The sequence below is a fragment of the Nonomuraea sp. NPDC003709 genome (genome assembly GCF_040610775.1).
Taxonomy (GTDB): Bacteria; Actinomycetota; Actinomycetes; order Streptosporangiales; family Streptosporangiaceae; genus Nonomuraea; species Nonomuraea angiospora_A.
The window spans coordinates 231599-250201 of sequence record NZ_JBEXMW010000008.1 but is presented as its reverse complement, the minus strand read 5'-3'; the positions used below and the strand labels follow the sequence as shown (position 1 = coordinate 250201).

The following is an 18603-nucleotide window of genomic DNA, read 5'->3' as shown; positions in this document are numbered from 1 at the left end:
CGTGAGAGAACGCGGGCGCGCCGAAGCCGCCCGGTAATGGGGACAGGGGTTGGGGAATGACGACGAGGGCCACATCGGCGGCGGTCATGTGCGCCTGCCGGGGCCGGTCAATCTCCGGTATCACCCGGAGATGTCGTCGTCACCTGCCACGTCTGGTCTCCTAGCTTCTGATCACGAGCGTCTCACACCATAGCACCCGCCGAGCGCCGGCTACCCCTGGTCCCTTTCGCCCGGGACCGGGCCGCGGCTATCCCCTGATCCTCTTCGCCCGGGACCGGGCCACGGCTTCCGCGACCGCGCCGCGGTTGCCGTCGGCCCAGCCGACGTGCTGGACGATGCGCTCGATGCGCCAGCCGTCCGGGGTGCGGAGCATGTGGTTGGTGTACGAGCCGCGCAGCAGGTAGAAGTCGCCGCCCTCGGACCCTTCGAGGAGGTGCTGCGCGTACATGGCGGAGTGGCAGATCGCCCGGTCGGGATCGTCCGGGTCGAATTCGACGACATGGTTCGGGCTGATGTGCTGCGTGGCGGTGAATCCGTCGAGAGCCTCGCTGATGCGGCGGACGACCTCGTCGCGGGCGAAGCTTCCGGCCGGGCTGCCCAGTTCGGAGTAGTCGGTGTACACGGGGTCGGTGAAACAGGCGGCGAACAGCTCCCAGTCACGGCGGTCGACGCTGATCGCGTACTTGGTGACCTGCTCGACGATCTCGACGCGGTCTTCGAGCCGGCGGATCCGGGCTCCGAGGTCGGTGGCCATGCGCGTTCTCCCAGCCGTTGAGGGCGGTTTCCGAGCGCTCAACCATACGGTGATGGATTATCCGAAGCAAGACGATATGAGACAGGACTATCCGAGGAACATGCGATAGCATCCGCTCGTGCCCCGAGACAGTGACCGCTCCGTGCCGGCCGAAGACCTGACCTGGCTGGCCCATCGCGCCGCCGAGGCGCTCAAGGAGGCCTTCAACAGGGTGTCGCGCGCGGCCGGCCTCGCCGACCTGCGGGACTGGCTCGTCCTCGCCCTGGTCAGCGACGGCTCGCAGCGCACTCAGCTCGAGATCGCCCGCGAGCTCGACATCGACAAGACGACGCTGGTGGCCATCATCGACCGCTTGGAGAAGGACGGCCTGATCGTCCGCAACGTCTCCGAACGCGACCGGCGCGTCCGCATTCCGGCGGCCACGCCGAGGGGCGTCGAGGTGAAGAACCAGGTCGCCGTGGCCCGCGACGCGGCCATCAGTGAACGCCTCGCCGCCATCCCGGCTTCCGAGCATGCCAAGTTCCACAGCATGCTGTGGAACATCGTCGAAGGCGCCTGAAACAGCGCCGTCCCTCAGTGGTGCTCAGCGCAATCTCGTCGGGATCGGGGCGCGCTCCCATGACCCGCCGGGTGACCAGGTGAGTTTGGGGTGGCGAGCGGGGTATCCGGGCGGGCTCCAGCAGGCCCACTCGGCAACCACGTATCGGGGGCGCCCGACGAGCGGAGGTTTTCGGGGGGGCGAAGGGGACGGCAGGCCCCCTGGGAGGCGCCGGCTGGAATGACAGGTGCGAAGCGGCCCCCTCGTGGAAGGCCGTGCTTTTCCGGAGGCGGGTCGGGCGGTGATAATGGTCCGCGCGTTCGGGGTCGGCGGCTGTTAGCGTTATCGGCAAGGGGGTGAGCCTCCGTGAGATCCAGGGACGGCAGGCCTGCGGTGCTCATGGACGTAGCCGTGCTCGCCGGAGTCTCGGCCATGACCGTGTCGCGCGTGCTCAACGCGCCGGATCGGGTGCGGGCCGAGACCAGGGCGCGCGTGCTCGCCGCCGTGCAGGAGCTCGACTACCGGCCCAACCAGGCCGCGCGCCAGCTCGTCACCGGGCGGTCCGGGGTGCTCGGGGTGGTGAGCATCGACACCACCCTGTACGGGCCCGCCTCCACGCTCTACTGCATCGAGCAGGCCGCCAGGAACGCCGGGTTCAACGTGAGCATCGCCAGCCTGCCCTCGCTCAGCCGTAAGTCGATGGAGGAGGGCGTGGAACGGCTGCGCGACCAGGCCGTGGACGGGGTGATCATCGTCGCGCCGCACGAGTCGGCCGCCGACGGGCTGCGGCATCTGCCGGCCGAGATGCCCGTGGTCGCGGTCGACGCCGGGGACGACATCCCCGTGCCCGTGGCCAAGGTCGATCAACGTACGGGCGCGGCCAGGGCCACCCGGCACCTGCTCAGCCTCGGCCATCGCACGGTGTGGCACGTGGCCGGGCCCGCCGACTGGCTCGACGCGAACGGGCGCATCGAGGGGTGGCGGGGCGTGCTGGAGTCCGCCGACCGGCCGGTGCCCGACGTGCTGCGGGGTGATTGGAGCTCGCGTTCCGGCTACCAGCTCGGGCAGCAGCTGGCCCGGAATCCGGAGGTCACCGCCGTGTTCGCGGCCAACGACCAGATGGCGCTCGGCGTGCTGCGCGCCCTGCGTGAGGCCGGGCGGCGGGTGCCGGAGGATGTGAGCGTGGTCGGGTTCGACGACATCCCCGAGTCGGCCTACTTCTGGCCGCCGCTGACGACCGTACGCCAGGACTTCCACGAGGTGGGCCGGCATGCCTTCCACCTGCTGCTGGACCGGATGGCGGGAGCGTCGGTCGACGCGCGGCGGCTGGTGGAGCCCGAGCTGGTCGTGAGGCAGAGCACCGCCCCGGCCCCGGAGGCGTAGGAGGCGGCAAGGACCGGAGGCGAGGATCCGCCGGTGAAGTCTGCGGCGTGGTCCCGTGCTCAGCCCGGCACAGGTGCCGGGCCGAGCATCGGCGGTCAGCCCCGGGAAGGTGCGGGGCCGAGCGCGAGCGGTCAGCCCCGCAAAGGTGCCGGGCCGAGCATGAGCGGTCAGCCCCGCGAAGGTGCCGGGCTGAGCGCCGGTGGTCAGCCCGGTGGGGTGGTGGTTACGGGCGGGCCAGGCGGATCACGTTCCAGGAGACCGGGGGCAGGAGTACGCGGGCCGGGTCCTGCTCCACATCCGTGTTGGCCCGGGGCGCGATCCGGTCCGGGTCGTCGGCCGTGTTGCGGGCGTAGACGTCCGGGTCCGTCAGGGTCGTGGCCTCGACGATGCGGGCGCCGCCGAGCGCCCGGGTGTCGATCTCCAGGGAGAGCGGCCCGTCGGTCGAGCGGTTGACGGCGAACAGCGTCGTGCCCTCCTCGGAGTGCGTGGCCACCGCGTGCAGCAGCGGCACCTCGCCGAACTGCGCCGTCTCGTACGACGGCGACACCGGCTCCACCCGCAGCACGTCGCCGGCCGCGAGCCGGGACGCCTGCGCGAACGGGTGGAAGGTGGTCTGGCGCCACGCCCGCCCGCCGGGCTCGGTCACGATGGGCGCGATGACGTTGACGAGCTGGGCCAGCGACGCGGCCGTGACCCGGTCGCTGTTGCGCAGCAGGGTGATCAGCAGGCCGCCGAAGGCGACGGCGTCGGCCAGGTGGTAGTGGTCCTCCAGCAGCCGCGGCGCGATCGGCCAGTCGGCGGGCGGCGCGGCGTTCTGGAAGCGCGACAGGTACCAGACGTTCCACTCGTCGAAGGAGAGGTCGATCCGCTTGCGCGACTTCAGCCTGGCGCCGACGGAGTCGGCGGTGGCCACGACCGAGCGGATGAAGTACTCCATGTCGGTCGAGCAGGCCAGGAAGCTGCCCAGGTCGCCGTCCTTCTCCTCGTAGTACGCGTGGCAGGAGATGTAGTCCACCACGTCGTACGCCTCCTCCAGCACCGTGGCCTCCCACGCGCCGAAGGTCGGCATGCTGGAGCTGGAGCTGCCGCAGGCGACCAGCTCCAGGGACGGGTCCACCATGCGCATGGCGCGGGCGGTCTCGGCGGCGAGCCGGCCGTACTCGTGGGCGGTCTTGTGCCCGGTCTGCCAGGGGCCGTCCATCTCATTGCCCAGGCACCACATCCTGATCGCGTGCGGCTCCTTGGAGCCGTTGGCGATGCGCTGGTCGGACAGCGCGGTGCCGGACGGGTGGTTGCAGTACTCCAGCAGGTCGAGGGCCGCCTCGATGCCGCGGGTGCCGAGGTTGAGCGCCATCATGGGCTCGACGCCGGCCTTGCGGCACCAGCGGACGAACTCGTCCACGCCGACCTCGTTCGTCTCGGTGCTGTGCCAGGCCAGGTCCAGCCGGCGGGGGCGCCGATCGACGGGGCCGACGCCGTCCTCCCAGCGGTAGCCGGAGACGAAGTTGCCGCCCGGGTAGCGGACCGTGGACACCCCCAACTCCCGGGTCAGGTCGAGCACGTCGCCGCGGAAGCCGTCCTCGTCGGCGGACGGGTGGCCCGGCTCGTAGATGCCGGTGTAGACGCAGCGCCCGAGGTGTTCGACGAACGTGCCGAAGGTGCGCCGCCGGACCGGGGCGACCTTGAACGCGGGATCGAGCGTGAGTTTTGCCTGGTACACGGAGAGATCTCCTGGGTTTCGCGGGCGTTACGTGATCCAGATTGTTAGCGATAACAAGGAGGCCGGTCAAGTGGTGCACCACCAGGTGGCGCTGGTCAGGGAGGGGACTTGACACGCCGGTTGTTACCGCTAACACTCGGGTAACCCCAACGAAACAAACGGCCCCCGACCTCAGCGGAAAGCGACAGCTCGCAGGAAGAGGCCACCGTGCAAGATCCCCCTCACATCTCCCGCCGCCTGCTTCTCGGCGGAAGCCTCGCACTCGCCGGCGCCGCCGCCACCGGATGCGCCATCCCCGTCGGGCTCGGCTCGTCCCAGACCCGCGTCCAGTACTGGCACTTCCTCGGCGCGAGCGACGGGATCATCATGAACAAGATGGTCCAGGCGTTCGCCAAGGACAACCCGGACGTCTTCGTCGAGGAGAACGTGCTCGCCTGGGGCGAGCCGTACTACACGAAGATCGCGATGGCCGGCTCCGGCGGCCGCTCCCCCGATCTGGCCACCTTCCACCTGGCCCGCCTGGCCGGGATCGGCGCGGGGCAGATCCTCGACCCCATCAACGTGAAGCTACTGGAGGAGGTCGGCCTGCGGGCCGCCGATTTCAGCCCGCCCATCTGGGAGCGTGCCCACCTCGACGGAGTGCTGTACGCGATCCCGTTCGACGCCCACCCGATGGTGCAGTACTACAACACCGACATCTGCGGGAAGGCAGGGCTGCTCGGCCCCGACGGCAAGCTCAAGCCCACGACGGGCGTGGACGAGCTGGTGGCGGCGCTGAACAAGGCCAAGGAGGCGATGGGCGGCAAGCCCCCGCTGGCCTACGACGCGCTCGGCATCGGCACCGTGGGCCCCTGGCGCGTGTGGTACTCGCTCTACCCGCAGAGCGGCGGCACGCTGCTGTCGGACGACGGCACCAAGATCGCCATCGACGACGCCAAGGCGCTCGAGGTGCTGCGGTTCATGCGCCGGCTCGGGGAGGAGGGGCTGTGCGACCGGCGCACCGACTACGGGGCTTCGGTGGCCAACTTCACCAACGGCCAGGCCGCGTTCCTGTGGAACGGCGACTGGGAGACCACCGGGCTCAAGGAGCGCAAGACGCCGTTCAGCATGACCCGGTTCCCCAACGTGTTCGGCTCGGGGGCGGCGCAGGCCGACTGCCACTCGTTCGTGCTGCCGCACCAGCGCAGCCGCGACCCCGAGGTGGAGCGGGCCACCTACCGGTTCATCGCCTACCTGGTCAAGAACAGCGCGGACTGGGCGGTCGCCGGGCACGTGCCCGCGTACCTGCCGGCGCTGGAGGAGCCCGAGTACCTGTCTCTCCAGCCGCAGTCGGAGTACCGCTCGGTCATCACCGACGTCGCGCTCGACCCGCAGGTGTGGTTCACCGGGTCGGCGTCGCGGCTGTGGCTCGAGTTCGGGCAGGCCTTCTCCCCGGTCATCACCGGGGACCACACGCCGGAGGAGGGCCTGGCCGCGGCCAAGGCGGCGCTCGACCGGCTGCTGTCCGCCCCGAACCCCTTCCCCGCCGAGGAGCGCCAATGACCACCGTTGTCACGGCCCCCGCGACCGCCGCTCCCGTCGCCCACGCGAAGGTCCGGCGTGGCTGGACGCAGCACGGGCTGCTGTTCGTGGCGCCGTTCCTGCTGATCTACCTGGCCTTCCTGGTCTGGCCGACGGTGCTCGGCTTCCGGATGAGCCTGTCGAGCGTGAACATCGCGGGCGGCAACAACCACCTGGTCGGGTTCGCCAACTACGCCGAGGCGTTCGCCGACCCGCGCATGTGGCACTCGCTGTGGAACACGCTGGTGTTCACCGTGCTGAGCACGGTCCCGCTGGTGCTGCTCGGCCTCGGGTTCGCACTGCTGGTGCACCACCTGCGGTTCGTGCAGTGGCTGTGGCGGCTGTCGTTCTTCGGGCCGTTCCTGCTGCCGTCCGCCGTCGTGTCGCTGCTGTGGCTGCAGATGATCTACCCGCCCGACTACGGCCTGCTCAACGGCACGCTCGGCACCGACACGCTGTGGCTGGGCGACCCGTCGGTCGCCATGTGGTCGATGGTGCTGACCACGGTCTGGTGGACGGTCGGCTTCAACTTCCTGCTCTACCTGGCCGCGCTGCAGTCGATCCCGCAGCACCTGTACGAGGCCGCCGCCATCGACGGCGCCTCGGCCTGGGACAAGCTGCGCTCGATCACCCTGCCGCTGCTCGGCCGCACGACCGCGCTCATCGTGGTGCTGCAGTTGCTGGCGTCGCTGAAGGTGTTCGACCAGATCTACCTGATGACCGCCGGCGGGCCGCAGGACTCCACCAGGCCGATCATCGAGTACGCCTACGACGTCGGCTTCACCGGCTACCGCACCGGCTACGCCTCGGCCGTCTCCTACATCCTGTTCGTCCTGATCGTCATCGTCTCCCTGGCGCAGCTGCGGCTGTTCCGCAAACGGACGGAGGTCTCCTCATGACCAAGCGGTTCAGCTTCAGCCAGCTCGTCCTGCTGGTGGTCGCCCTGGCCCTGGCGGTCCTCTGGCTCGCGCCCATCGCCTGGGCGATCGCCACCTCGCTCAAGCCGGAGACCGAGACCACGAAGGTCCCGCTGCAGTGGTTCGGCAGCGAGGTCACGCTGGACTCGTACCGGCTGGTCCTGGACACCGGCGGCATCGTCAAGTGGGCGATCAACTCGACCGTCACCGCGGTGATCGTCACGTTCCTGACCGTGCTGTTCTCGGCGATGGCGGCTTACGGGTTCGCGCGCACGCAGTTCAAGGGGCAGCGGGTGCTTCTCGCGGTGATCCTGGCCGGGATCATGGTGCCGCCGCACGTGCTGATCGCGCCGCTGTTCGCGGAGATGGTGGCGCTCGGGCTGGTCGACACCTGGTGGGCGATCATCCTGCCGCAGGTGGCGGCGCCACTGATCGTGTACGTGCTGTTCAAGTTCTTCCAGGACGTGCCGCCGGAGCTGGAGCAGGCGGCCTTCGTGGACGGGGCCGGGCGGTGGCGGGTGTTCTTCACGATCGTGCTGCCGCTGTCGCGCCCGGTGCTGGCCGCCGTGTCGATCTTCACGTTCATCACGACCTGGAACAACTTCCTCTGGCCGTTCCTGGTCTCCACCGACCCGAACACGATGACGCTGCCCGTCGGGCTGGCCAACGTGGTGCAGGGGACGTTCGGGCTGCGGTACGCGCAGATCATGGCCTCGGTCGTGCTGGCCGGGCTGCCGCTGCTGGTGGTGTTCGTGCTCTTCCAGCGGCAGATCGTACGCGGCGTCGCCCACACCGGCCTGGCCGGTCAGTGATCCCGCAGGTGCTCCCGCAGAGCGTCCCGGTCGTCCGGGACGCCGTGGGCGCGCAGGACCTCCTGGAGGTTGATCCAGCTCCACGCGTCGTCACTCAGGTCGGCGATGGCCGTGAGGGCGGCCCGCCGTAGCTCCGGCGCGTCCGCGACGGTCTCCAAGAGGTCGCCCGCGATCGGGAAGGCGTCCACGGGCTTGGCGGCCGCCAGGCGGGCGATGAGGGCCTGGGCCCTGGCGGGCGCCTCACCGGGCAGGCGTCGCTTGCTGACGCGGGCGGCCAGCGTGGCCAGGTCGCCCTCGGCGTACGGGAGCGGGGTGTCGCCGGTGGCGGTGAGCAGCCGGACGACGGCGTCGCGGGCCTGCGGGGGCGCGTCCTCGCCGTGCAGGTTGACCAGCGCCAGCGCGGCGGCGTCGCGCACGAGGCCGTCGGCGTGGCCGAGGCCGGGCTCGATCGCCCCTGCCGGCGCCCCTGCCGGCCAGGGCAGCAGGGAGAGCGCGAACATCGCCGTCGCGACCGTGACCGGCTCGGCGTCGGCCTCGACAAGGCCGGCGAGCGCGGGCCCGGTGGTGTCCGCCTCCTCCGGGAACCAGCTCACGAGGTACGCCGCGGCCGTCCTGACGTGCGGATCCCCGTCGGCCAGGAGGGAGATCGGCAGGTTCTCCCTGACGGCGTCGTAGGAGGCCAGCATGGCGGCGTCGAACATGCGCTCCAGCTTGTGGTCGTACGTCTGCCGGACGTAGGCCCGGTCCCTGCGGACGGCGTCGTTCGGCGCCTCGGCCACCCACTGCTCGAGGTGGGCGTCGGCCTCCTCCTTGCTCCTGGACTGCACGCCCGCGCTCTCCTCGCGCCAGCGCGCGATGCCGACGCCTTCCGGCAGGTGGCCCTCCTCGTAGCCGAGGGCCAGGGAGGCGAGCAGATGGAGGATCAGCTCGCGATCGGGCGTGGCGGGGTCGGCGGCCAGGCGGGCCAGGAACGGCACCGCGTGCGGGGTGGCCGGGAAGCGCGTGCCCTGGTGGAAAATGTTGCCGTAGAGCGCCGACATGGCTTTCTGGCGCTCGCCTTCGTCGGCGGACGCGAGCGCCCGAATCTGGCCGGGCACGTCCGTGGCTCGGCCGTAGGCGTGCTTCAGCTTGCCCCAAGAAACGCGATCGAGATCGTCCACGCGCGCGAGCGTATCGGCAAATATCAGATTACGTCCGCCGTTTACCGTTGCCAGGGAATTGCCAGGAACGATGGGTAGTCTCCCTCGGCATGAACTGGCAGCGCAAAATGAACAAAGCGCTGGTCAGGTTCACCGGATTCCAGATCGAACGTGTAGGAAAAGCGGCTCCTCCCCAGCCCGTTCCCGAGATCAGACCGCCCGCGGATCCGGCGACCGACCGGTTGCTCGACTCCCCCGTGTTCCTCCTGTCCCCCGTGCGGTCCGGTTCGACGCTCCTGCGCGCGATTCTGAACGCCCACTCCGCCCTGCACGCCCCTCACGAGCTGCACGTACGCCGCCTCCGCGTGCAGTTCGACACGAGCCTGGCGGCCAAGGCGATGGCGGCCCTCGGGCACAACCAGGCCGATCTGGAGCATCTGCTGTGGGACCGCGTCCTGCACCGGGAGCTGGTACGCAGCGGCAAACGGTTCATCGTGGACAAGACCCCCGCGAACGCCTTCGCCTACCAGCGCATCGCCGCCTGCTGGCCCGACGCGCGCTTCGTCTTCCTGCTCCGCCACCCCGCCTCGATCGCCGCGTCCTGGCACGAGGCCAGCCCCGACAGGCGCACCCCCGAGGAGGCCGCGCTGGACGCGCTGCGGTACATGAAGGCCGTGCAACGGGCCAGGTCAGCCCTGCCCGGCCTGACCGTCAGGTACGAGGAGCTGAGCGCCGACCCGGAGAAGGCGACCCGCGAGATCTGCGAGTTCCTGGGCCTGGAGTGGGAGCCGGGGATGCTCGCCTACGGGAAGCAGTCCGTCCTGGAGAAGGGCCTCGGGGACTGGCGCGACAAGATCCGCTCCGGCGCCGTGCAGCCCGCGCGGGAGCTCCCCTCCGCGGACCAGGTCCCGGACGCGCTGAAACCCATGTGCCGGACCTGGGGGTACCTCACGTGAAGATCCGCTACCTCATGCTGCACGCGTACGGCATGGGCGGCACCATCCGCACCGTCGTCAACCAGGCCAACGCGATGGCCGCCGCGGGCCACGACGTCGAGCTGGTCAGCCTGGTGCGGCGGCGCGACACCCCCCAGTTCTCGCTCGACCCGCGGGTCGGGATCACCGCGCTGGTGGACCAGCGCGGCGGCAGGGTGCCGGACTCGTTCGGGCGCCGGGCCTGGCGAAAGGTACGCGGCAAGATCGTGCCGAGGGGCGAGTTCGCGGCCGACTACTTCACCGAGCGGGTGGAGTGGGCGGCGATGGAGTACGTCTCCGGCCTGCGCGACGGCGTCCTCGTGACCACCAGGCCCGCCCTGAACCTGATCGCCGCCCGCCGCGCCGCCAAGGACGTCGTCAGGGTCGCCCAGGAGCACATGAACCTGTCGGCGTACCCCGACACCATCCGCAGGGAGATCGCCCGCCACTACGGCCGGTTCGACGCGGTCACCGTGCTGACGCGCACCAACCGCCTCGAGTACCAGCGCCTGCTGCCCTCGACCCCCATCGTGCAGATCCCGAACGCGGTCCATCAGGCCGACCAGGATCGTTCCCAGCAGGTCAATCCCGTCGTGGTCGCGGCCGGGCGGCTGGTGCCGCAGAAGGGGTTCGACCTGCTCATCACGGCCTTCGCGCAGGTGGTGCGGGAACATCCGGAATGGCGGTTGCGCATCTTCGGCACCGGGCCGCGCAAGAGCCAGTTGCAGGGGCTCATCGACGGGTTCGGGCTGGGCGAGCACGTGTCGCTGGCCGGGCGCACCGACCGGCTGGACAGGGAGCTGGCGGAGTCCTCCGTGTACGCGCTGAGCTCCCGGTTCGAGGGCCTGCCGATGGTGATGATCGAGGCCATGACGCACGCGCTGCCCGTGGTCGCCTTCGACTGCCCGACCGGGCCCCGGGACGTGCTGACCGACGGGGTGGACGGCGTGCTCGTGCCGCCGCGGGACGTGGACGCGCTGGCCGCCGCGCTGAGCCGGGTCATGGGTGACCGGGAGCTGCGGGTGCGGATGGGGAAGGCGGCGCACAAAGCGTCGCGTGCGTACGCGCCTGAATTGGTGATGCCATTGTGGGAGGATTTGTTCTCGGAGTTGCTGGCGGGTGAGCGCGTGGCCGACAACTTCTGGACGTCCGGGAAAAGATTTACCTGACCGATTCCTTCGACATGGCCGGGCTTTCCGCGCCCTTTGTCACGAAATATCGCCCATTTCGGCAAAAGCATCTCAAAGGACGCGGCAATCTGGAGCGATGCGTATCCGGAAAGCCCACCTGGCCGCTGCGGCAGGTGCCCTTGCCCTGGTCACGGGGCTCACCGCACCCGCACACGCCAGCGCCCCCGCCGCCGCCCCCGTCCACGCCGTCCAGCAGGACGCGCCCTCGGTGTACGGCAGCGCCGCCTACCTGATGGACGTCTCGTCCGGCAAGGAGCTGTTCAGCAAGAACGCCGACGACCGCCTCCCGATCGCCAGCGTCACCAAGATGATGACCGCGTACGTCGTCCTGAAGACCGCCAAGCCCACGGACGTGGTGCAGGTCAAGCGGGAGGACGTCCAGTACGCGGAGGACGGCGGCGGCACCACCGCCGACCTGCGGCCCGGCGACCGCCTCACCGTCGGCGAGCTCCTGTACGGCCTCATGCTCCCCTCCGGCGCGGACGCCGCCCACGCGCTCGCCCGCACCTACGGCCCCGGCGTCGGCGGCTTCGTCGGCAAGATGAACGCCACCGCGCGCGAGCTGGGCATGAACGACACCGAGTACGTCAACGCCGACGGCCTGCCCAAGCGCGGCGGGGACGGCTACTCCACCGCCCGCGACCAGAGCATGCTGGCGGCCAAGGCCGTGCAGGTGCCGCTGATCAAGGAAGTGGCCGGGACCCGGTACCACTCGCTGGACGCCACCTCCGAGCACCGCTCGTACAGCTGGCGCAACACCAACAAGATGCTCGGGACGCCGGGCGCGATCGGGCTGAAGACCGGGTTCACCCGGGCGGCCGGGTTCACGCTGGCGTTCGCGGGCGAGAAGCGCGGCCACACGCTGGTGGGCGTGCTGCTCGGCGAGTCGGACTCCGGCCGCCGCTTCGACACGGCGGAGGCGCTGCTGTCCTGGGGCGCGGCCCGCGAGTCCGCCTGACCGAAGCCCGGGCGGACACCATGGACGGTGTTGATCCTTTGGACTAGTTTGCCCGACATGAAGCTTCGAATCGCGTTGAGTGCGCTGTCAGCTGCCGCCGCCGTACTCGCCGCCCCGGTCCCCGCCGCCCACGCCGGAACCCCCAAGCTCGGCTGGGAGCTCAAGGAGACCGGGGTGACCGCGCGCCTGCGCGGCCTGTCGCCCGTCAGCCGGGACGTGGTGTGGGCCTCGGGCTCGGGCGGCACCGTGCTGAGGACCGTCGACGGCGGGCAGAACTGGCAGAACGTCTCCCCGCCCGACACCTCCGCGCTCCAGTTCCGCGACATCGAGGCGTTCGACGAGCGCAGGGCCGTGGCGCTGTCGATCGGGGAGGGCACGGACTCGCGCGTCTACCGGACGGAGGACGGCGGGCGCACGTGGACGGAGACGTTCAGGAACGACGAGCCCCGGGCCTTCTACGACTGCCTGGCCTTCTACGACCGGCGGCACGGGCTGGCCATGAGCGACCCGGTGGACGGCAGGTTCCGGATCCTGGCCACGGACGACGGCGGGCGGAGCTGGCGGGTGCTGCCGGCCGACGGGATGCCGCAGGCGCTGCCGGGCGAGGCGGGGTTCGCGGCGAGCGGGCAGTGCCTGGTCACCGCGGGCGGCCGGGACGCCTGGCTGGCCACCGGCGGGGCGGAGCGGTCACGGGTGTTCCACTCGGGCGACCGCGGACGCACCTGGACGGTCTCCGACACCCCGATCCCCGCGGGCGACCCGGCCCGCGGCGTCTTCGGCCTGGCCTTCCGCGACCGTCACCACGGCCTCGCGGTCGGCGGCGACTACCGCCCCGACCAGCCTTCCCCCAGCGCCGCCGCCCTCACCCGGGACGGCGCCACCACCTGGCAACCCGCCACCACCCCGCCGCCCGCCTACCGCTCCGGCGTGGCGTGGCTCCCCCACCTGCCGTTCGCCGCCATCGCGGTGGGGCCTTCGGGCAGCGACGTGACGTGGTCGGGCGGGCGCACCTGGGAGACCTTCGACAACGGATCGTTCGACACGGTGTCCTGCACCCGCGACCTCTCCTGCTGGGCCTCCGGCGAGCAGGGCCGCCTCGCCCGTCTGACCCTCCGATAACCGCGTAGGGGGTGTCAGCGGACGCCGCGGGGGCGGAACTGGATGCTGATGCGCGGCCCCGCCGGGCGGGAGGTCTTCGGGATCGCGTGCTCCCACGTGCGCTGGCAACTCCCGCCCATCACGATCAGATCCCCGTGCCCCAGATCCCGCCGGATGGACGGCCCGCCGCCGCGGGGCCGGAGCAGGAGCGGGCGGGGGGTGCCGACCGAGACGATCGCCACCATGGTGTCCTCGGTGCTCCCCCGCCCGATCGTGTCGCCGTGCCAGGCCACGCTGTCGCGCCCGTCGCGGTAGAAGCAGAGCCCCGCCGTACGGAACGGCTCCCCCAGCTCCTCACCGTAATGATCGTCGAGGGCCCGGCGGCAGTCCTCGAGCACCGGATCCGGCAGGGTCTCGTCCTCGTCGTAGAACTTCAGCAGCCGCGGCACGTCCACCACCCGGTCGTACATGCGCCGCCGCTCCGCCCGCCACGGCACCGTCCCGGCCAGCCGCTCGAACAGCGTGTCGGCCCCCGTGAGCCAGCCCGGCCGCAGGTCGATCCAGGCGCCGTGGTCGAGGTGAGTCCTGCGGACCGTGGCGCCGAGCGGCCCGACCCCGAGCTCCTCGTCGAGGCCGAGCAGAGATGCTTGGAACGAGGCTGTCATGCGGTCAAGTGTATGCCTTTGTTCAAACACGCATTCGACTGGGGTGTCGGCTCGCCTTTGCCGAGGGGTCGTGCGAGGCTGGCAATCGCCGGATACGAGTGGCATCGCCGCCCTCAGCCCGCACCGTGAGGCGAAGAGGCCACCCATCGCTTCGTCACACGAAGGAGCAGGCCATGCTCACCACCGATTACCTACCGGGAGCCCCCTGCTGGATCGAGGTCAACACCCCCGACGCGGAGGCGGCGAACGTCTTCTACACGGGGCTGTTCGGCTGGGAGTCCGTCACGCTGGGCCCCGAGTACATGCAGTATCGCTTCTGCCAGGTCGACGGCAAGACGGTCGCCGGGATCAGCGAGGTGACGCAGGAGGGCTGGACCCCGGCGTGGCTGACGTACTTCCAGGTGCCCGACGTCGACGTGATCGCCAAGACGATCGAGCAGGCGGGCGGCACGGTGCTCTTCCCGCCGAGCGACGTCGAGGGCCAGGGCCGCATGGCGGTCTTCGCCGATCCCACGGGGGCCGCGTTCGCGGTGTGGCAGCCGGGCCGGACGAAGGGGCTCGGCATGGTCACCAAGCCTGGCTCGCTCGGCTGGATCGAGCTCTACACCCCCGACCCCGCCGGCATCCGGGCCTTCTACCAGTCGGTCTTCGGCTGGCGCGTCGAGGACCTGCCGATGGGCGACATCTCCTACCCCGTCGTCTCGCCCGCCGACGGCGGTGAGGCCTCGGCGATGGCCGGGATCGTCCAGCTCCAGCCCGGTGACAGCCCGCACTGGCTGCCGTACTTCGAGGTGCCCGACTGCGACGCCACGGCGGCGCTGGCGCAGCAGCTCGGCGGCACACTGCGGGCTCCCGCGACGGACGTGGAAGAAGTCGGGCGCATGGCCTTCCTCGCCGACCCCTACGGCGCCCGCTTCGCGGTCATCACCAGCTCGGCCTGACCCCGGCCACAGGCCCGGTCCGCGCGGCGCACGGGCCGGGCCGGCTCGCACTCGCCGTCCTGTAACGTCTTCACCGTGTTATACCGTTACATGGCCGGCGCAGTGGCCGCGCGCACGGGGGACGAGATGTCCGGGCCCGCGCTCCTGGTCGCCGGGATGGCCGTCACCGGGTCTCCCCTGACGGCGTCCTGGCTGCTGGCGGGGCTGACCGTCTCGGCCGCGTTCGGAGGGCCGCTGCTCGGGGTGCTGCTCGACCGGGCGCGGCGGCCGGGGCGGCTGCTCGCGTGCTGCCTCCTCGGGTACGCGACCGGGCTCCTGCTGGTCCTGTACGGGCTGGGCCGGGTGCCGGACGCGGCCCTGATCGGCGTGGCGGTCGTGGCCGGGCTGCTGGGGCCTGCACTGACCGGCGGCTGGACGGCGCAGCTGCCCCAGGTGGCCGGTCCCGAACGCCTGAGCAGGGCCAACGCGCTCGACTCCATGAGCTACAACGTGGCCGGGCTGGCCGGTCCCGCCGTGGTGGGGCTGGTGGCGAGCGCGGGCGGAGGCACCGTGACGGTCCTGGTGTGCGCCGGACTGCTCGTCGCCGCGCTGCCGGCCGCCTGGAGCCTGCCTCCCGTACGGGCCCGTTCGGCCGCACCCGCCGCCGTACCCGCCTCGCCCGCCACCGTGTGCGCTCACCCCGCCGCACCCGGCTCGCCCGCCGACGGTGGCGCGACCGGTCGCGGGCGGGCGATTCGGGCGGAGCTGGTGGAGGGGTTCGCCGTCATCTGGCGGAACGCGACGTTGCGCCGGGCGACGGCCGGGTCCGCGGTCTCGTGCTGCGGCCTGGCCATGCTGGTCGTGTCCGCTCCCGTCCTCGGCGCCGAGCTCACCGGCCAGAGCGGCCACGGCGCGCTGCTGCTGGCCGTCACCGCCGCGTCCGGGTTGGCCGCGAACGCGGTGATCGCCGCGTGGGGCCGGGTGCGGCGGTGGGACCGCGTCCTGGCCCGGGGGACGGCGGTGCTCGGCGCGGGGATGGCGCTGGCGGCCTGGGCCGGGACGTTCTGGGCTGCGGTGGTCGCCGCGGCGGTGGCGGGAGCGGGCGAGGGGCCGCAGCTCACCGCGTTGTTCTCGGTACGGCACCGCGAGGCGCCGGCCCGCCTGCGCAGCCAGGTGTTCACCACGGGGGCCAGCCTGAAGATCACCTCGTTCGCGATCGGGTCGGCGCTGGCCGGACCGCTGGCGGCGTACTCGGCGAGCTCGGCCCTGGTGGCGGGGGCTGTGCTGCAGGCCGTCGCCGTGGCCGTACTCACGGCCGGGCGCCGCGACAAGGGATCCCCGGGAGAAGCGTCGCGCTCAGCCCGAGGCGGGCGGTGAGGTGCGGGAGCGGTGGGCGGCGACGCGTTCGCGGGTGGCGCAGCGGGTGCCGCAGTAGCGTCGCGGGCTGCCACCCCCGAGGTCCAGGTACGGCCGCCCGCACCCCCGCGAGGCGCACAGCCCGCCCGGAATGCGCTGATGGTCGGCCAGCAGCACCGCCAGCGCCATCGCCGACGACGCCAGGAACCACTCCCCCCACGGCGCGTCGTCCCCGCTGTCGACATGCACGTGCCAGCTCGTCGTGCCCCCGTGGCTGGTGAGTCTGGGCGCTCGGGCCGATCCGGCGAGTAGCCGATTGAGCAGGTCGGCCGCCTCGCTCACGGTGGCCGCGCCCAGGACCTCGCGCAGCCGCGCCGCCGCCGCCCGCATCGCCGTCACGTCGGCCTCGCCGAGGTCGAGGTCCCCGGTCTCCCCGTGGTCGCGCAGGACCCGCGACACCGACTCGACGGACGGCCGTTCGTGCAGCAGTGCCACGCACAGGTCGACGGCCCTGGCGGCCATCGCCTTGGTCGAGTGAACCTCCACCTCGAGAAGGTTATGCCAGTGCGGGCCCGGGGAATCCCCGCCGCCTCCCCGGGCCCCGCGCCGCGTCAGCCGCCGCACGCCGCGAAGACGAACATGCCCTTCAGCATCCGATACCGGTCCCGGACCTTGACCGCGCCCGTCTCGGTGTCGATCTGGACGATGGTCATCTTGTTGCCGCTCTCCTGGTACTGGACCAGGTGGACGGTCACCTGGGTGTCCCCGGTCCAGTCGACCATGTCGACGTCCCCGGCCGGCAGGTTGAGCTTCTTGCGGCCGACGACCTGGTCGCTCTGCATGTCGTACAGGACGAGCTGCGGCTTGTTCCCCGCCACGAGGGCCGCGACCGTGCGGCCGTCGGCGGACAGCGCCTGCGGCGAGTTGGACGACACGACCTGCGGCGGCGTGCCGCGTACGAGCTGCTCGCCGGTGTCGCTGTAGACGGCCAGGTCGGTGACTCCCTCGTCGCCGTCGGCGCTGGTGAGCACCTCGTCCCCGTCGCCGCTGAAGCCCAGCACGGTCAGGTTGCCCGGCACGGAGCCGAGCCGGGCACCGGTGGCGGTGTCGAACACGCGCGTGCTCTGGACCTTCTCGCCGGAGATGACGGCGGCCAGCCGGGCGCCGTCGTCGGACAGGCGCAGGGTGATGTTGTTCTGGTCCACCCGGGGCAGCGCGCCCTTGGCGAACAGCTTGACGCCGCCCCCGAGCGTGCGCACGGCCAGTTTGCCGGTCTTGGTGAGGTACGCGATCCGCTGGCCGTTGCCGCTGACCGCGATGGGCGCCGAGGCGTACACGAGCTTCTTGCCCTTGACGTCGAGCGCGACCGTCTGGGCGTCGTGCAGCATGCTCTGGCTGCCGTCGTGCATGACGAGCCGCCAGTCGCCGCACGGCTTGGCGTCCCCGTCCTTGCCGCAGCTCTTGATGGCGGCGTACCGGACGCTGTCGTGCCCCCGATGTGCCTGCGCGTGCGCGTGCGGCTCCGCGTACGCGACGCCCCCCGGCACCGCGACGACGGCGGCCGCGAGGACCGCGAAGATCTTGGCTTTCATGTCGTTCACTCCCCCGCCTTCACATAGGCGTACCTGGTCTTGCTGATCGTGTATCGGCCGGTCTGGTTGACCGCCCCGGAGCCGGGATCGACGGTGAGCTCCCGTATCACCGCCGTCTCCCCGACGTCACCGCTCTCCACCACCGCGTGGAGCAGGCCGTCCGGGCCCCACCAGGCGAGGTCCGGCGGCACGCCGGGCGAGAGCGGCAGGTCGGCGCCGCCGGACAGCTGCCCGGTCGCCAGGTCGTAGGTCCGCACCCTGGGCGGCTTCTTCGTGTCGGCGTTGCCCGAGGTGAACACGGCCACCGTCCGGCCGTCGGGGGCCAGAGCGAGTGTGGGGGCGTTCGCGACGAGCTGGGGCGGGGTCGCCTTGACCGAGGCGCCGCCGAGCCGGCGCGCGGTCAGGCGGAGCGTGTTGTCGCTCAGATAGCGCTTGGTCAGCACCTCGTCGCCGTCGCCGCTGAACCCGCCCATGCCCTCTCCGAGGGGCAGCGTCGTGATCTTGCCGGTCGCGACCGTGATGACCTTGGCGGGCAGGCGGACGGGCTCGTCGCCGTAGTCGACCACGACCGTGTCGCCCTTGGGCGACAGGTAGACGCCGATGTCGGAGGTGCCGACGCCCTTGGGGACCGCGGCCTTGGGCAGCGTCCTGGCCGGGCCGCCCGCGATCGGCTGGACGACCAGGCGGTGGTCGCTCTTGCGCTCGTACGCCATCACGCGGCCGTCGGCGCTGATGGCGAACGTGACGGTGTCGTGGACCTCGTTGCCCTTGGCGTCGATCTGCGAGGTGGCCGCGCCGGGCACGGCGACCTTGCGGCCGTCGCGCATGATCAGCTGCCAGTGACCGCAGGGGTAGTCGAGGTCGTCCTTCTTGTGGGTGCAGGTCTTGACCCAGGCGGCGCGGGCCTCCGGGGACTTCGACTGGGCGTGGGCGGCGCCGGGCGAGAGCCCCAGTCCGCCGATGACCGCCGACGCCAGCAGGGCCGCGGTCGCTGAGGGGTGCCTCATCGGTGTGATCCTTTCGCTCA

At 71.5% G+C, this 18603-nt stretch carries 18 protein-coding genes; 11 read left to right on the top strand and 7 right to left on the bottom strand.

Annotation, left to right across the window (positions count from 1 at the left end):
* Positions 1-247 precede the first annotated feature (247 nt).
* Positions 248-754 carry a nuclear transport factor 2 family protein gene (locus ABZX61_RS25480; RefSeq protein ID WP_355198227.1) on the bottom strand — a complete coding sequence of 169 codons (507 nt, stop codon included), beginning with the start codon at positions 752-754 and terminating at the stop codon, positions 248-250.
* A 118-nt stretch (positions 755-872) separates the two neighbouring features.
* On the opposite strand from ABZX61_RS25480, the gene ABZX61_RS25475 reads away from it, so the two are divergent.
* The gene (locus ABZX61_RS25475; protein WP_350727037.1) at positions 873-1313 is read left to right on the top strand and encodes a MarR family transcriptional regulator; all 441 of its coding nucleotides are present in this window, start codon (positions 873-875) and stop codon (positions 1311-1313) included.
* Positions 1314-1691: 378 nt separating this feature from the next.
* A complete protein-coding gene (locus ABZX61_RS25470; RefSeq protein WP_355198580.1) occupies positions 1692-2675 on the top strand; it encodes a LacI family DNA-binding transcriptional regulator in 984 nt (327 codons plus the stop codon).
* Positions 2676-2898: 223 nt separating this feature from the next.
* Here the strand turns inward: ABZX61_RS25470 and ABZX61_RS25465 are convergent, their stop codons facing one another.
* A complete protein-coding gene (locus ABZX61_RS25465; RefSeq protein ID WP_355198225.1) occupies positions 2899-4395 on the bottom strand; it encodes an alpha-N-arabinofuranosidase in 1497 nt (498 codons plus the stop codon).
* Positions 4396-4602: 207 nt separating this feature from the next.
* On the opposite strand from ABZX61_RS25465, the gene ABZX61_RS25460 reads away from it, so the two are divergent.
* The 3 genes from ABZX61_RS25460 to ABZX61_RS25450 are packed head-to-tail and all read left to right on the top strand — an operon-like array spanning position 4603 to position 7684.
* Positions 4603-5937 carry an extracellular solute-binding protein gene (locus ABZX61_RS25460; protein WP_355198223.1) on the top strand — a complete coding sequence of 445 codons (1335 nt, stop codon included), beginning with the start codon at positions 4603-4605 and terminating at the stop codon, positions 5935-5937.
* Positions 5934-6854: a sugar ABC transporter permease gene (locus tag ABZX61_RS25455; RefSeq protein ID WP_355198221.1), complete on the top strand. Its 921-nt coding sequence runs from the start codon at positions 5934-5936 to the stop codon at positions 6852-6854. The genes ABZX61_RS25460 and ABZX61_RS25455 overlap by 4 nt, the downstream gene beginning before the upstream one ends.
* Positions 6851-7684, top strand: coding sequence for a carbohydrate ABC transporter permease (locus ABZX61_RS25450; RefSeq protein ID WP_355198219.1), 834 nt, complete (start codon positions 6851-6853; stop codon positions 7682-7684). The genes ABZX61_RS25455 and ABZX61_RS25450 overlap by 4 nt, the downstream gene beginning before the upstream one ends.
* On the opposite strand, the gene ABZX61_RS25445 is transcribed toward ABZX61_RS25450, so the two are convergent.
* A complete protein-coding gene (locus tag ABZX61_RS25445) occupies positions 7678-8844 on the bottom strand; it encodes a hypothetical protein (RefSeq protein WP_355198217.1) in 1167 nt (388 codons plus the stop codon). The two genes, ABZX61_RS25450 and ABZX61_RS25445, sit on opposite strands and share 7 nt — an antisense overlap.
* 89 nt (positions 8845-8933) lie before the next feature.
* Here ABZX61_RS25445 and ABZX61_RS25440 point away from each other — a divergent pair, with 89 nt between their 5' ends.
* The 4 genes from ABZX61_RS25440 to ABZX61_RS25425 all read left to right on the top strand — a co-directional run bounded on the left by ABZX61_RS25440 (position 8934) and on the right by ABZX61_RS25425 (position 13064).
* Complete coding sequence (locus ABZX61_RS25440; RefSeq protein ID WP_350727031.1) at positions 8934-9779, top strand: sulfotransferase; 846 nt, start codon at positions 8934-8936, stop codon at positions 9777-9779.
* Positions 9776-10966: a glycosyltransferase family 4 protein gene (locus ABZX61_RS25435; RefSeq protein WP_355198215.1), complete on the top strand. Its 1191-nt coding sequence runs from the start codon at positions 9776-9778 to the stop codon at positions 10964-10966. The genes ABZX61_RS25440 and ABZX61_RS25435 overlap by 4 nt, the downstream gene beginning before the upstream one ends.
* A gap of 97 nt (positions 10967-11063) precedes the next feature.
* Entirely contained in the window at positions 11064-11945 is an 882-nt protein-coding gene (locus ABZX61_RS25430; RefSeq protein WP_355198213.1) for a D-alanyl-D-alanine carboxypeptidase family protein, read from the top strand.
* A gap of 57 nt (positions 11946-12002) precedes the next feature.
* Positions 12003-13064, top strand: a complete 1062-nt coding sequence (locus tag ABZX61_RS25425; RefSeq protein WP_355198211.1) for an oxidoreductase — start codon at positions 12003-12005, stop codon at positions 13062-13064.
* Positions 13065-13078: 14 nt separating this feature from the next.
* On the opposite strand, the gene ABZX61_RS25420 is transcribed toward ABZX61_RS25425, so the two are convergent.
* A complete protein-coding gene (locus ABZX61_RS25420; protein ID WP_350727027.1) occupies positions 13079-13708 on the bottom strand; it encodes an alpha-ketoglutarate-dependent dioxygenase AlkB in 630 nt (209 codons plus the stop codon).
* A gap of 173 nt (positions 13709-13881) precedes the next feature.
* On the opposite strand from ABZX61_RS25420, the gene ABZX61_RS25415 reads away from it, so the two are divergent.
* Entirely contained in the window at positions 13882-14649 is a 768-nt protein-coding gene (locus ABZX61_RS25415; protein ID WP_355198209.1) for a VOC family protein, read from the top strand.
* A 75-nt stretch (positions 14650-14724) separates the two neighbouring features.
* Complete coding sequence (locus ABZX61_RS25410; RefSeq protein ID WP_355198208.1) at positions 14725-16005, top strand: MFS transporter; 1281 nt, start codon at positions 14725-14727, stop codon at positions 16003-16005.
* Here ABZX61_RS25410 and ABZX61_RS25405 read toward each other — a convergent pair.
* The 3 genes from ABZX61_RS25405 to ABZX61_RS25395 form a co-directional block, all read right to left on the bottom strand.
* Complete coding sequence (locus tag ABZX61_RS25405) at positions 15985-16530, bottom strand: CGNR zinc finger domain-containing protein (protein WP_350727024.1); 546 nt, start codon at positions 16528-16530, stop codon at positions 15985-15987. The genes ABZX61_RS25410 and ABZX61_RS25405 overlap by 21 nt on opposite strands.
* Before the next feature lie 65 nt (positions 16531-16595).
* Positions 16596-17576 (bottom strand): hypothetical protein, encoded by a 981-nt coding sequence (locus ABZX61_RS25400; RefSeq protein ID WP_350727023.1) that lies wholly within the window; start codon positions 17574-17576, stop codon positions 16596-16598.
* Positions 17577-17581: 5 nt separating this feature from the next.
* Positions 17582-18583 (bottom strand): hypothetical protein, encoded by a 1002-nt coding sequence (locus ABZX61_RS25395; protein WP_355198205.1) that lies wholly within the window; start codon positions 18581-18583, stop codon positions 17582-17584.
* Positions 18584-18603 lie beyond the last annotated feature (20 nt).